The organism is Limosilactobacillus caviae, from assembly GCF_014635905.1.
GTDB lineage: Bacteria > Bacillota > Bacilli > Lactobacillales > Lactobacillaceae > Limosilactobacillus > Limosilactobacillus caviae.
In genome coordinates, this window is the sequence record NZ_BMDS01000008.1 from 1 (window position 1) to 13766 (window position 13766).

Annotated in this window: 12 protein-coding genes; all 12 read left to right on the top strand. The window is 38.8% G+C overall.

Annotation, left to right across the window (positions count from 1 at the left end; translation table 11 throughout):
- On the top strand, positions 1-195 hold a 195-nt coding region (locus IEU90_RS09605; RefSeq protein WP_188358061.1), incomplete at its 5' end, for an LPXTG cell wall anchor domain-containing protein.
- A gap of 568 nt (positions 196-763) precedes the next feature.
- Positions 764-913 carry a hypothetical protein gene (locus tag IEU90_RS09610; RefSeq protein WP_153710831.1) on the top strand — a complete coding sequence of 50 codons (150 nt, stop codon included), beginning with the start codon at positions 764-766 and terminating at the stop codon, positions 911-913.
- A 985-nt stretch (positions 914-1898) separates the two neighbouring features.
- Complete coding sequence (gene serS / locus IEU90_RS09615; protein WP_153710830.1) at positions 1899-3206, top strand: serine--tRNA ligase; 1308 nt, start codon at positions 1899-1901, stop codon at positions 3204-3206.
- Between the two features lie 12 nt (positions 3207-3218).
- Complete coding sequence (locus tag IEU90_RS09620) at positions 3219-3533, top strand: heavy metal-binding domain-containing protein (protein ID WP_153710829.1); 315 nt, start codon at positions 3219-3221, stop codon at positions 3531-3533.
- Between the two features lie 251 nt (positions 3534-3784).
- Positions 3785-5248, top strand: coding sequence for an ABC transporter substrate-binding protein/permease (locus IEU90_RS09625; RefSeq protein ID WP_153710828.1), 1464 nt, complete (start codon positions 3785-3787; stop codon positions 5246-5248).
- A 1-nt stretch (position 5249) separates the two neighbouring features.
- Entirely contained in the window at positions 5250-5993 is a 744-nt protein-coding gene (locus tag IEU90_RS09630; protein WP_153710827.1) for an amino acid ABC transporter ATP-binding protein, read from the top strand.
- 302 nt (positions 5994-6295) lie between these two features.
- A complete protein-coding gene (locus IEU90_RS09635; RefSeq protein ID WP_153710826.1) occupies positions 6296-7651 on the top strand; it encodes an amino acid permease in 1356 nt (451 codons plus the stop codon).
- A 960-nt stretch (positions 7652-8611) separates the two neighbouring features.
- Positions 8612-9817, top strand: coding sequence for a NupC/NupG family nucleoside CNT transporter (locus IEU90_RS09640; RefSeq protein ID WP_153710836.1), 1206 nt, complete (start codon positions 8612-8614; stop codon positions 9815-9817).
- 83 nt (positions 9818-9900) lie between these two features.
- Positions 9901-10809 carry a ribonucleoside hydrolase RihC gene (gene rihC / locus IEU90_RS09645; protein ID WP_153710825.1) on the top strand — a complete coding sequence of 303 codons (909 nt, stop codon included), beginning with the start codon at positions 9901-9903 and terminating at the stop codon, positions 10807-10809.
- Positions 10810-10926: 117 nt separating this feature from the next.
- Positions 10927-11811: a 3-hydroxyacyl-CoA dehydrogenase gene (locus tag IEU90_RS09650; RefSeq protein ID WP_153710824.1), complete on the top strand. Its 885-nt coding sequence runs from the start codon at positions 10927-10929 to the stop codon at positions 11809-11811.
- A 243-nt stretch (positions 11812-12054) separates the two neighbouring features.
- Positions 12055-12780 (top strand): 16S rRNA (guanine(527)-N(7))-methyltransferase RsmG, encoded by a 726-nt coding sequence (rsmG, locus tag IEU90_RS09655; RefSeq protein ID WP_188358062.1) that lies wholly within the window; start codon positions 12055-12057, stop codon positions 12778-12780.
- Between the two features lie 17 nt (positions 12781-12797).
- Positions 12798-13757, top strand: coding sequence for a nucleoid occlusion protein (locus IEU90_RS09660; RefSeq protein WP_153710822.1), 960 nt, complete (start codon positions 12798-12800; stop codon positions 13755-13757).
- The last annotated feature ends 9 nt before the right edge of the window (positions 13758-13766 follow it).

A 13766-nucleotide genomic window follows, 5' to 3' on the forward strand; every position in this document is an offset into this window, starting at 1 on the left:
CCGGCAGCGCCTGAAGCACCAGCTGCGCCAAAGGCAGCAACACCTGCTAAGGCAACGCCAGCTGCTAAGCAAGAAGCTAAGAAGCTACCACAAACTGGTAACGAAAACAGCAGTTCTGCCGCAGCCCTTGGATTAGCTGCATTAGGATTAACCGGACTTTTGGCTGCTGGAAAGAAGCGTCGGAAAGAAGATTAATAAAACGTTGAACGGATAAGATAAGCTATGCGGAGAGTTGTGGTTAATTTGAAGATGGTTTATTGCAACGACTTAACAACGTAATGCAATGGATATAGTGGCTTAACAGATTCATAGCAACAAACTCGAAGCAGAAGAAAAAGCTCATGCTAGAAATAGCGTGGGCTTTTTTGATTTTTAAATATTAGGCTAAAATGGATTGTTTGTTATGAAGATGAATAAGGAAAAGTTACTGAATAATTATTAGCAACCGATGATCGAACGATAAAGAGAAATGGCATTTTGACATCACATATGATTAAATCATCATTTATGTATAGTAGATTTTCATAGAAATAAATTTATAAAAGCACCTTTAAACGTTGATAATATAACAAAAGCGAGTAATCTTTTTAAAAATATTGATATTTTCTGTTGATAAATGAGTTGAAAAAAACTCTTAAGAGAGTAGAATGACAATTGAAAGTTATTAGTGGCTGCTTTTAGCAATGGCTTATTTGATAGAGCAGCTAGCAAATTATTTAATCTTTGATGTAACAGTCAGTTTAACCACCTGTTTCATGCAGGAATGGTCGCAACTTGCCAACAGGTGACGACATTCATCTGGACGACAACCGCAGATGGAATGCAGCCTGGTAGTGATCATGTGCAGATTACTACTTATCTCGATGAGTATTCACCTTTTACTTATATTCAAGTGATTTATTGCATGACTTAACATGACTCTAAGAGATAGTGACAAGTATGCACCAGTTGGTTTGGGACAAGTTCCTTATAAACTGGCGGATATAGACTGTTATAATTAATGTATTATAGGCGACCCCCGATGCCTTGGTGTGTTAACTATAATAGTGGTTGTCGCTTGGCTCGACAGTGGTAACAGCTGAGTTATTAAGTATTAGCAACAATTTTTGTGCATTGTTTGTTGCAACCACTACTCCCTAATATTTATAAGGTTATGGCCTTATATAACGAGGTATCATGATTTGATGAACAATGCTCAACAGATATGTCAAACGGTAGATAATGCTTATAAGAAACCCCCGAATACTTAACTTTAAGCAATAGTAGCAATATCTCCCCCAGATAACTTAAAGATAGCCTAATTGCTTTCGCCAACAGCAATAGGCAGAGAATGATTTATAATTCTTATCATATAAGTATGCTACTAGATACTTTTACTGTTCATGACAGTCATGTTAAGCAGCAGTTCAACAGTACACATAATACTGGTGATACCTAAAAAAGTCGGCACAGAATTACAGCAGTATGGCCAATGTGCTAAGCCAACTGTATGTAAGCCGCTTGATGATAAGCTTTAATGTTGAATGGTGGACTTATCATCAAAGTTAGTTGTGCGTAAACTAACCAAAAAAGGATTTTCAGAGATGAAAATCCTTTTTTGTTTTAAATAAAATTTCAATTGATAAACCAGTAAAAGTGTAATAAGATAGGTGCAAGATAAAAAACACGAATGCATTTCAAGTAAGCCATGAAGAGAGACAGCGGGTGGTGAGAGCTGTTGGCCGAAACTCCGGTGCAGTTAAGTATGTGGGCGGGTAATTCCGCACGGTTGGGTAGCCGTTATCTACCATGAGGGTGACTTTTTAGTCAAACTTGGGTGGTACCGCGGAACCAGAGCCATTTCGTCCCAAAATTTAAGGGATGGAGTGGCTCTTTTTATTTACATAGGAGGATTTACGATGTTAGATATTAAAAAAATTCGTCAAGAACCTGACTTTTATAAGGAAAAATTAGCAACGCGTGGTGTCAAGCCAGAAGAAATTGATGAAGTTATTGCTTTAGATAAGAAGCGACGTGAATTGCTTCAACAAACAGAAACAATGAAGGCACAGCGGAACGAAGCATCAAAGAAAATTGGTGAAGCTAAGCGCAATGGTGAATCTGCAGATGCCGCAATCAAGGAAACCCGTGAACTCGGTGATAAGATCAAGGAGCTAGATGAAGAAGTTGAAGCAAACGATGCAAAACTTCACGATAAGATGGCTCACTTGCCAAACGTTCCGCATGAGGGTGTTCCTGTTAGTTTAACTGAAGATGGAGCAGTTGAATTACGAAAAGTTGGTACTGTTCGCAAGTTTGACTTTGAACCAAAGCACCACTGGGATATTGGTGAGAATCTCGGTATCTTAGACTTTGACCGTGCTGGAAAAGTATCTGGAGCACGTTTTGTCTACTACCTTGGTCTCGGTGCTCAATTGGAGCGGGCAGTTTACAACTTTATGTTAGATGAACATATGGCTGATGGTTACACTGAAGTAATTCCGCCATACATTGTTAACGCCGCTTCCATGTACGGTACTGGTCAATTCCCTAAGTTCAAAGAAGGAGTTTACCAAGTTAACGGCGAAGATATGACCTTGATCCCAACAGCCGAAGTTCCGTTGACAAACTACTACCGGGGTGAAGTAATCCCAACTGAAGAATTACCGGTTTATGTTACCGCATTAACGCCATGTTTCCGTTCTGAAGCTGGTGCTGCTGGTCGTGATACTCGTGGATTGATCCGGATGCACCAATTTAATAAGGTTGAAATGGTTAAGTACACTAAACCAGAAAATTCATGGGACGAACTTGAAAAGATGACAGCAAATGCTGAAAATATCTTGAAGAAGATTGGTTTACCATACCATGTTATTACTTTAACAACTGGTGATATGAGTTTCACTGCTTCTGAAACCCATGACCTTGAACTCTGGATGCCTGCACAAAACAAGTACCGTGAAGTATCAAGCTGTTCAAACTGTTTGGACTTCCAGGCACGGCGGATGCACACCCAATACCGTGATGAAAACGGTAAGCTGCAATATGTTCACACGCTTAATGGTTCAGGCTTAGCTGTTGGTCGGACAGTTGCTGCTATTTTGGAAAACTACCAAAATGAAGATGGTTCTGTAACGATTCCAGAAGTCTTAGTACCATACATGCATGGGGTAACTAAGATTACAAAGGAAAACGCCGTACCATTCCGTAATAAGGCCAACAAGTAAGGAGGAAGTGCAATGCTGATTACAACGACAGAGCGAATTCCCGGACACAATTATGAGGTTATTGGTGAGGTCTTTGGCGTTACCACACAATCAAAAAACGTATTAAGCAATATTGGAGCAGGTCTAAAAAATATTGTTGGTGGCGAGATTAAGGCTTACACTAACATGTTGCATGAGTCCCGTGAAAAGGCAATTGCCCGCATGGTCGCGGAAGCAGAGGACAAGGGTGCCGATGCTGTTGTTATGATGCGCTTTGATTCGGGATCGATTAGCACCGATATGCAGTCTGTTGTTGCATATGGGACAGCAGTAAAATTTATAGATTAAAAAGATGAAGCAGGAGAAAATTTTGTTTTCCCTGCTTCTTTTTTAAATAGAAAATTCTCATAAACTAATTAGATACTATCAAAATCACTTAATAAAATTAACCATAATTAGTAACTGACTTTTGCTTTTTCTTGTTTAAACCGCTGTCACCTTTGATAAACACATAGTTTGCCGAAGATTATTTATTTTACTGCTTTGCAATGCTAAAGTATTACCAAGGTTAAAATTTGATTAAAAAGGAGTCGGTATAGATGCAAAGCAGCAAGTGGAAAAACATGATCATCACCATTGTTGCAGTTCTTGGAATTGTAGTCGGGTGGGAAATGGTCAAACCTCAGCAGGTGTCTGCCGACGAACCAACGTATACATTTGCAACTAATAATACGTTTGAACCATTTGAAATTCAGGATAGTAAAGGTGGCTATTCTGGTAAAAATCCTGGAATCGAAATTGAAATGCTTAAGAAGATTGCTAAGCATGAACACTTTAAGTATGAGTTAAAGCCAATGAGTTTTAACGGCGATTTGCAAGCACTTGAATCAGGACAGGTTGATGCGGTAATTGCCGGAATGAGTGTTACCGATGAACGAAAAGAAAAATATGACTTTTCAACTCCTTACTATACTGATGGGGTAGAAATGGCGGTTGCAAAAGACAGTAACATCAAGTCGATGAAGCAATTGAAGGGTAAGACTGTTTCTGCTAAGTCGGGTACGAGTGCGGCCTTATTCTTAAAGAAGAATCAAAAGAAGTATGGTTATAAGATCCGGTACTTTGATTCATCTAACACAATGTGGAATGACGTAAAAACAGGAAATACAGTTGCGACCTTTGATGATGGCCCTGTTCTTGAATATGGTATTAAAGAAGGGGTACCGCTTAAGATTGTGACGAAGAAGCCAATTGATGCTCAGCCGGTTGCGGTTGGATTCCAAAAGGGTAAGAACCTTGCATTACAAAAGAAGATGAATGACGGAATCAAGTGGCTAAAAGATACTGGTCAAATGGATAAAATCATTGATAAGTACACTAAGAGCGATAGTACGACAAAGAGCAGTGCAACTGATCGGACAATCTTAGGCTTGATCAAGGCTAATTATCCAGCATTGCTTCGTGGGTTATGGATGACAATTGAATTAACCGTTGTCGGCATTATTTTTGCGATGATTTTTGGTGTAATCCTTGGTGTATTAGGAATTGTTCAAAACAAATTTGCTAATGCAGTTTCAAGTGTCCTCATTTATATTTTCCGGGGAATCCCAATGATCGTTCTTGCATTCTTTATTTATATGGGAGTTCCAAATGTGATTGGTCATAAAGTTCCGCTATTCTTAGCTGGGATTTTGACGTTGACCTTTGACGAAGGGGCCTATATCGGAGCGATCGTTAAGGGTGGATTTGAATCGGTTAATATCGGTCAATGGGAAGCTGCACGGAGTCTCGGATTGCCATATAGTAAAGCGCTAATTAAAGTTATTGCACCCCAAGGATTTAAATTGATGATTCCTTCATTGGTTAACCAATTTATTATCACGTTAAAAGATACATCTATTCTTTCCGCAATTGGTGTTATGGAATTAACCCAGACAGGGACTGTTATCATTTCCCAAAACATGGAAGGGTTTAAGATGTGGTTAATCATTGGGACGATGTACATTATTATCATTACATTATTGACTTGGTTATCAAACTACGTACAAAAGAGGATGGCTTAATATGGATAAACACTATAAAGTACAAGTAAAAGATCTCCACAAAAGTTATGGAAACAACGAGGTACTTAAAGGAATTAACCTTAATGTTAAACCAAATGAAGTTGTATGCATGATTGGGCCATCAGGATCCGGGAAAAGTACCTTTTTACGCTGTATTAATAAACTAGAGGAACCAAATAGCGGTCACATTTATGTGGATGGTTATGATATTGCGGATCCGCAAGTGAACATTAATAAAGTGCGGGAAAATATTGGAATGGTCTTTCAGCATTTTAACTTATTTCCTAATATGAACGTGCTAGAGAACATCATTCTTGCGCCTGTTCAACTAGGTAAGATGACTAAAGATGAGGCAGAAAAGGCAGCAATGCACTATCTGGACCTCGTTGGCCTTGCTGATAAAGCTAATGCTGATCCTACTAAATTATCAGGTGGACAGCAGCAACGGGTTGCTATTGCGCGGGCATTAGCGATGAAACCGGATGTGATGCTATTCGATGAGCCTACGAGTGCGTTAGACCCGGAAATGGTTGGTGATGTGTTAGGAGTTATGAAACGTCTAGCACAGGAAGGGATGACCATGATTGTGGTTACGCATGAGATGGGATTTGCTAAGCAGGTTGCTGATCGAGTAGTCTTTTTCCACGATGGTGATATTCGTGAACAAGGAACGCCAGAGGAGATTTTTGATAATCCTCAGCATCCTGATACAAAGAATTTCTTAGATAAAGTACTAAATGTTTAGTTATCATTTGACCATTAGTAATTTAAATTTGACAAAGCTAATATTATCATTATAATAATGAGTAACTTTTAATAATTGGTTAACAGAGAATCCAGTATTTGCTGAAAACTGGATCCAATTAAATGGCATGAACGTTTAAAATGGAGTGGTTTCCTTATCGACTGAGAGGTAGCTTGTTATAACGAGCTATAAAGATGGGTGGAACCGCGTTTAAAAACGTCCCTGGTAGTTTAATTGCCAGGGGCGTTTTTATTTGTTTAAGAAAACGTTTTTGTTACTAAATAATTTTAAGGAGGCATATTATGGACGAAAAACAACAGCAGAAGTTGGAACGATCACTTAAAAGTCGTCACGTAACGATGATTGCGATTGGTGGTGCAATTGGGACTGGTCTTTTCCTTGGGTCAGGAACTGCAATTCACCAAGCAGGGCCGTCCATCATTCTTTCGTACCTAATCGTCGGGATCTTTTGCTTCTTTATGATGCGAGCATTAGGAGAGCTGATTTTAGCTGATACGACGAAACATTCATTTATTGACTCAGTTAAAGATTACTTGGGTGACCGGATGGAATTTGTGGCTGGTTGGATGTACTGGGCATGTTGGTTAACGTTGGCGATGGCTGATTTGACCGCTACAGGAATCTATTTGAAATACTGGTTCCCTAATTTACCACAATGGGTAGGGCCGTTAGTTATTGTTATCTTATTAATGCTTGTTAATATGGTTAATGTTGGACTGTTTGGAGAGCTGGAAAGTTGGTTCTCAATGATTAAGGTAATTGCAATCCTGGCATTAATTGCGGTAGGGGTTATTTTACTTGTAATGCACGGTCACGTTGAAGGACGGCCGGTTACTCTTTCAAACCTGGTTAATCAGGGCGGCTTTTTCCCGACAGGTCCAATGGGCTTTTTGATGTCATTTCAAATGGTTGTGTTTGCCTTTGTTGGGATTGAGATGGTTGGTCTGACTGCTGGAGAAACAAAGAACCCAGAGAAGGATATCCCTAAAGCAATTAACACCTTGCCTGTGCGAATCGGTTTATTTTACATTGGTTCAATGATCGCTTTGATGTCAATCTATCCATGGTTCCAAGTTAAGACGACTTCAAGTCCGTTTGTGCAAGTATTTGCAGCGATTGGTGTTCCAGGGGCAGCAGCGATTCTTAACTTTGTCGTATTGACAGCCGCAATGTCTGCAACGAACAGTGCAATTTTTAGTACTAGTCGTTCCCTTTACTCACTTTCTCGAAGCGGCAACGCGCCAAAACGCTTTGGAGAGTTAAGCGCAAAGGCAGTGCCTAACCATGCTTTAACTTTCTCTTCGCTAATCCTTTTCATTACCGTTATCTTGAATTACATTATGCCAGCGGGAATCTTTGATGTAATTGCTGGGATTTCTACAATTACTTTTATTTTTACATGGATTATTATCCTCGTTGCTCATATTAAATATCGGCAACAGAATCCAAAGGGTGTTAAGGGATTCGGAATGCCCGGTTATCCAATTACTAGCTGGATAACAATTATTTTCTTCCTAGCAGTATTGGTAATTCTTTTGTTCATTGATTCAACTAGAATTCCGCTAATTCTTTCGATTATCATCTTTGCCTTGCTTGCATATGGCTATGGATTTTTGAAAAAGAAGAAGGAAAATTAGAATATGTAAAAAAGCTGAAATTTATTTTCGGCTTTTTTCTTTTGCATTTAATAATTATTAGTTTAAGAGATAAGTATAAAGTAATAAAAAGCTCCCTTTTGTTTAATAACTAGAGGCGGTCTAAATGCCGTCGTTACGCGGTTTGATTGCTATTTAAAACGCAAAATATTATACTGAAAGTGTGGAAAGATAGAAGGCCGAATTTAACAAACATCTTCTCATAATAAAACTACTTTGAAGTACGTTAATTAGACTTTTTGCATGAAAATTACCAACACCCCACTCCACATGAAACGCTTTAGTTTCCGTAAAAAGTATGTTAGCTAAAAGTAATTAGTGGCCATATCTACAACAAACCTATAATGATAAGCTTAAGTTCCTCGTATTAAGCAGATAGATAAGTTACCATAATAAACTAGAAAAAATAATAACTGGCCTTTCTTCCCACTTCCATATGGATGAGAAGCTCGGAATGTTATTCCGATAAACATTCCGGGCTTCCGTCAGTTTAAAGGCATAATAATGATATATTCCCCGGGAAATGTCTTCTTAGTGAAAGCGGAATTTATTTCAAATTATGGTCGAACAATTGCTCAAAATTAAATAACTAAGTATAATAGAAAAACCTTGGCAGGGGCGACGGAGAGACACACGGTGACCGCGATTCACCGCTGATGCTTCTCCGTTTCTTTTTGCCAACATATGATAACGCTTTCATATGTTGGCAAAAAACTTTGTGAAATTTTAAAAGCGTAAAAAGGTAATCAAACTAGTGAATTGTAATATTATCCTGATAAAAAATAATGGAAATTCACAAATTGTCAATTAAACAGCGCTTTACAGGAATGAAATTTAAAGATATTCTTAAGTAGTTAACTCGCCACAAATGCAATTATTTTATCTTAGTTTGGAACGGCCGTTAACGAATATTCTATTTAAGGAGGGTACACAGCCATGTCTATGTATCTTATTATCAACATTATTGGGCTGGTTGTCTTTCTTGGGATTGGATGGCTCTTTTCCAAGGACCGTAAAGCAATCAACTGGAAGACTGTAGGAATCATGGTAGTTCTTAACTTAATTCTAGCATGGTTCTTAGTAAGTTCATCTGCTGGTCGTGCTGGGGTTAAGGCGGCTGCTGATGGATTTGCATGGATTGTCAATGTTTCTGCAAAGGGGACTGTGTTTGCATTAGGTGACTGGTACACACCAAAGAACCTAAACTTTATTTGTTCCGCATTGATGCCAATCCTTATGATTGTTCCATTGTTCGATATCTTAAACTACATTGGTGTATTGCCATGGATTATTAAGTGGATCGGACGGGGACTTTCATTAATTACCGGTGAACCTAAGTTTGAATCATTCTTTGCTGTAGAAATGATGTTCTTAGGTAACACTGAAGTTTTGGCTGTTTCTGGTATGCAATTACGTGCCATGAATAAGGAACGTAATTTGACTATCGCTATGATGTCAATGTCTTGTGTTACTGCTTCAATTCTTGGTGCATATATTGAAATGATGCCAGGACAATATATTCTGACTGCTGTTCCAATTAACATTATTAACTCATTGATTGCCGTAAGTATGCTGAACCCTGTTAAGGTTCCGGCTGAAGACGATACCATCGAAAAAGTTGGTGCTGAAGTTGACTCTGATAAGCGTGAACCATTCTTCAGTTTCTTAGGGGACTCAATTTTGGGTGCTGGTAAGTTGATCCTTATCATCATTGCTAACGTTGTTGCCTTCGTTGCATTAGCTGCTTTGATCGATGCTATCTTGGCATTATTCTGGAAAGACCTTTCTCTTGAAAGTATCTTAGGTGTTATCATGTTCCCATTCTCATGGTTACTTGGTTTACCTGTTCACGAAGCATGGATGCTTTCACAAGATATGGGTATGAAGTTAATCACTAACGAATTCGTTGTTATGGGTAAAGTTACTGGTGAAATCAACAGCTACGCACCTCACTTGCGTGCCGTATTAACTGTCTTTGTAACTTCATTTGCTAACTTTGGTACTTTAGGTATGATTATTGGTGCCTTCAAGGGCTTAGTTGACAAAGAAAACAACGATTACATTGCTTCAAACATTGGTTACTTAATGCTTTCTGGTATTTTAGTTTCACTATTATCAGCCGCATTTGTTGGCCTTTTCGTTTGGTAAAATTGAAAAGCAGCTGTCGAAGCTGCTTTTTTTGACACTAATTCAGAAAACGCTTGCATAATAATTAAAAGGAGACGAGAACTATGACTACTAAAATTATTATGGATACTGATCCAGGAATTGATGATGCTGCTGCTTTGACGATGGCAATTAATAACCCATCGCTTGATTTAAAATTAATCACTACCGTTGCCGGTAATGTTACTGTTGATAAGACAACTGCTAATGCTTTAAAGATTGTTCATTTCTTTGGCAAGGATATTCCGGTTGCTGCTGGGGCTGAACAACCATTAATTAAGCCGTTCGAGGATGCTGCCCGAATCCATGGTGAATCTGGAATGCCTGGTTATGATTTCGGCACTGATTATGGTAAGCCAATCGATAAAAGTGCTGTTGAAGCTCTCCGTGATGCAATTATGGCTGAAGATGAAGTTGTATTAGTACCAACTGGTTCTTATACCAACATCGCATTGCTCTTTAGCGAATATCCAGAAGTAAAGAGTCACATTAAGCAAATTGTTGCCATGGGTGGATCATTCTCTGGCGGTAACATGACTAGCGCAGCTGAATTTAATGTCTTCACTGATCCTGATGCTGCTAAGATCATGTACAATGCTGGTGTACCAATCGTTACTGTTGGTTTAGACGTTACCTTAAAAGCACTTTTAACTGCTGATACTATTGAAAAACTTGGTAAACTCAATAAGACAGGAGAAATGCTCCATGGCTTAATCACGCACTACAACGATGGAAGCGATGCAGGGCGTCCAATGCATGATGTTAATACCATTTTCTACCTCCTTCATCCAGAAGCCTTTAGGACTAAGGATATGTGGGTCGACGTCCAAACAGATGGCCCAGCAATCGGTGCAACTGTTGGTGATGTTCGGGCTGCTTACCATGATGGTAAAACTAATGCTAAGGTTTGCCTTGATATTGATGCTGATGCATTTAACAAGTGGTTCCTAGAAGAAGTAAGCAAAATTAAATAAGCTACAATATTAGTCTAGAATGAAAAATCATTCTGGACTTTTATACTTTAAAGTAGCTTATCTTTGTGAAAGCGTTTTAAAATATGATAATATTAGATAAGCAAGGAGGAAATGCCAATGAAGAATATTATGATAGCAGGTGCTGGAGTTTTAGGTAGTCAGATTGCTTATCAAACAGCATTATCCGGATTTAATGTAAGTGTCTATAATCACCATATTGATACTGCAGAGCGTCGTATTAAGGCGTTAAAAGCTGATTATGAACGTGACGTACACTTAACGGCCGATGAATTTCAAAAGGGTCTTGATAATATCAAGATAATTACTGATGATATTGCAACTGCTGTTAAAGATGCTGATTTAATGATTGAAGCATTGCCTGAGTCATTAGACTTAAAAGAACATTTTTATGAAGAAGTATCAAAACTTGCACCTGAAAAAACAATCTTTGCAAGTAATTCCTCAACGTTTATCCCAAGTCAATTAGCACCATTTACAGATCGCCCGGCAAAGTTTCTCAACATGCACTTTGCAAACCAAATTTGGAAATTTAATGTCGTTGAAATTATGGGGACAGCGCAGACTGATTCACAAGTAATTGAAGAAGCAACTGACTTTTCCCGGGAAATAAAAATGGTTCCAATTGTTCTTCATAAGGAGCAGCATGGTTATATCCTCAATTCCCTACTAATTCCGTTATTAGCATCTGGACTTAACTTATGGGCAAAAGGAATTGCAGAGCCTGAAATGATTGATAAGGATTGGATGATATCAACAGGTGCCCCCATGGGTCCATTTGGAATTTTAGATATGGTAGGTCTGCGAACAGCAGCGCAGATTGAAAGAAACACATATGCTCAGACTAAAGATGAAAGTCATAAGGCAATTGCTGATAAAATGGATGAGATGATTAAGGAGGGACACGAAGGTAAGGAATCAGGTCAAGGATTCTATACTTATCCTAATCCTGCCTTTATGGATCCAAAGTTCTTAAAATACTAAAGTGATTTAATTGAATAGTTAAGAGATAAATGACCAAAGTTGGCGAGAAAGCTGATTTTGGTCGTTTATTTTAATCACAGCTAGTTATTGTACTGCTGTCTTAGTATCAGCAGAAGTTAGGTTATTTTACCGTCTTATTTTTTATTCTCATAATGGCTTAACTCAGTTGCAACAATCAGAAATTTACGGTACAGTAATAGGGAACGTGAAACAATAAATGTTTCACGAAAGGAGACTTAATGAATGAATCCTGAACAATTTCAACAGGTATTAGCTAATAAGGGAATCACGTTATCGGCAAAACAAATGCAACAGTTTGCTGATTATTATCAATTATTAGTTAAGACAAACGAACACGTAAATTTAACCCGTATTACAGATGAAAATGAAGTATACCTAAAGCATTTTTATGACTCCATTACAGGGGCATTTGCAGAACCCCGGTTAACGACAGAAGAGCTAACGTTATGTGATATTGGTGCTGGAGCAGGTTTCCCTTCCTTGCCGTTAAAGATTGCTTTTCCACAATTAAAAGTAACGATTGTTGATTCGCTTAATAAAAGAATTGCGTTTTTAGATGAGTTAGTAGCTAAGCTGGGACTTACGGACGTAACGTTGATCCATGATCGTGCCGAGACCTTTAGTGCAAAGAAGAGTTCGTCCCGTGAACAATTTGATATAGTAACCGCCCGGGCTGTGGCGCGCCTGTCTGTATTAAGCGAGCTTTGCCTTCCCGCTGTTAAAGTTGGTGGTGAATTTATTGCATATAAGGCAAGTGCTGCTTCAGAAGAATTACAAAAGGGCGGAACGGCGATCAAGCAATTAGGGGGACAAGTACAAAAAATAGTCCCTTTGACCTTGCCAGTGACAGATGAAGAACGTAATATAATTGTGATTGATAAGGTAAAATCAACGCCCAATAAATATCCGCGTCGCCCTGGTTTACCAAGCAAAAAACCAATTCAATAAGATAAGGAGTTAAGAGTATGGCTTTTTCATTATTTGGTATTGGAAAAAACAATTCTGACAGTACAAAAAATAAAGTTGTAGAAGTAAAACTTGATCAAATTATTCCCAACCGTTATCAGCCACGAAAAGTCTTTGACCAAGACGGTATTCGTGAATTAGCACAAACGATTGATGAACACGGCCTCTTGCAGCCAATCGTTCTTCGTGAATACGAACCTGCAAAATATGAAATCATTGCCGGTGAGCGCCGTTATCGTGCAATGAAGCTTTTGAAGTGGGAAAAAGCACCTGCAATAATTGAAAAGATGAGCGATCAGGAAACCGCATCACTAGCTTTAATTGAAAATTTGCAACGATCACAATTGAGTTCGGTTGAAGAAGCTCAGGCATATCGCCAGCTTATGGATTTAAACCACCTTACGCAGTCACAATTGGCTAAGGGAATGGGAAAGAGTCAGTCGTTCGTCGCTAACAAGTTACGGCTTTTACGCCTGATTACTCCAGTGCAAACTGCTATTTTAGATCACCGAATTTCAGAGCGTCATGGTCGTGCGCTGTTAGATTTGGATGAGAAGCAGCAACGGGATATGTTAATGCGGATCGTTAATGAACGGTTAACTGTTCGTCAAACAGAAGACGAGGTGGCACGCTTACTCGGCCGGCCTTTACCATCTGAAATTGCTGAATTAAAAGCAGCTGCCAAGCGGAAAGAACTTGCTTCTCTTGAATCACACCCTGAAGAAGTACCAGCTGCTCCAGAAGAAACAACACCAGCAAAAAAGACAGCACCAAAACGCAAGGCGGTTAAGAAACCGAAGAATAATAAGGCAAAGCAAGTAAATGATGCGCGGCTTGCGTTAAATACAATCAAGAAGTCAATCAAGATGGCAACCACTAACGGTTTTGAAATTAGAACACAAGAAAAAGATAGTGGCGATGCTTACCAGTTAACAATTGAAATTCCGAAGAAACAGTAGGGAGGCCAA

Coding starts and splice junctions, on each gene's coding strand:
- IEU90_RS09610 (WP_153710831.1), top strand. CDS start 764: ATGGTCGCAACTTGCCAACAGGTGACGACATTCATCTGGACGACAACC.
- serS (WP_153710830.1), top strand. CDS start 1,899: ATGTTAGATATTAAAAAAATTCGTCAAGAACCTGACTTTTATAAGGAA.
- IEU90_RS09620 (WP_153710829.1), top strand. CDS start 3,219: ATGCTGATTACAACGACAGAGCGAATTCCCGGACACAATTATGAGGTT.
- IEU90_RS09625 (WP_153710828.1), top strand. CDS start 3,785: ATGCAAAGCAGCAAGTGGAAAAACATGATCATCACCATTGTTGCAGTT.
- IEU90_RS09630 (WP_153710827.1), top strand. CDS start 5,250: ATGGATAAACACTATAAAGTACAAGTAAAAGATCTCCACAAAAGTTAT.
- IEU90_RS09635 (WP_153710826.1), top strand. CDS start 6,296: ATGGACGAAAAACAACAGCAGAAGTTGGAACGATCACTTAAAAGTCGT.
- IEU90_RS09640 (WP_153710836.1), top strand. CDS start 8,612: ATGTATCTTATTATCAACATTATTGGGCTGGTTGTCTTTCTTGGGATT.
- rihC (WP_153710825.1), top strand. CDS start 9,901: ATGACTACTAAAATTATTATGGATACTGATCCAGGAATTGATGATGCT.
- IEU90_RS09650 (WP_153710824.1), top strand. CDS start 10,927: ATGAAGAATATTATGATAGCAGGTGCTGGAGTTTTAGGTAGTCAGATT.
- rsmG (WP_188358062.1), top strand. CDS start 12,055: ATGAATCCTGAACAATTTCAACAGGTATTAGCTAATAAGGGAATCACG.
- IEU90_RS09660 (WP_153710822.1), top strand. CDS start 12,798: ATGGCTTTTTCATTATTTGGTATTGGAAAAAACAATTCTGACAGTACA.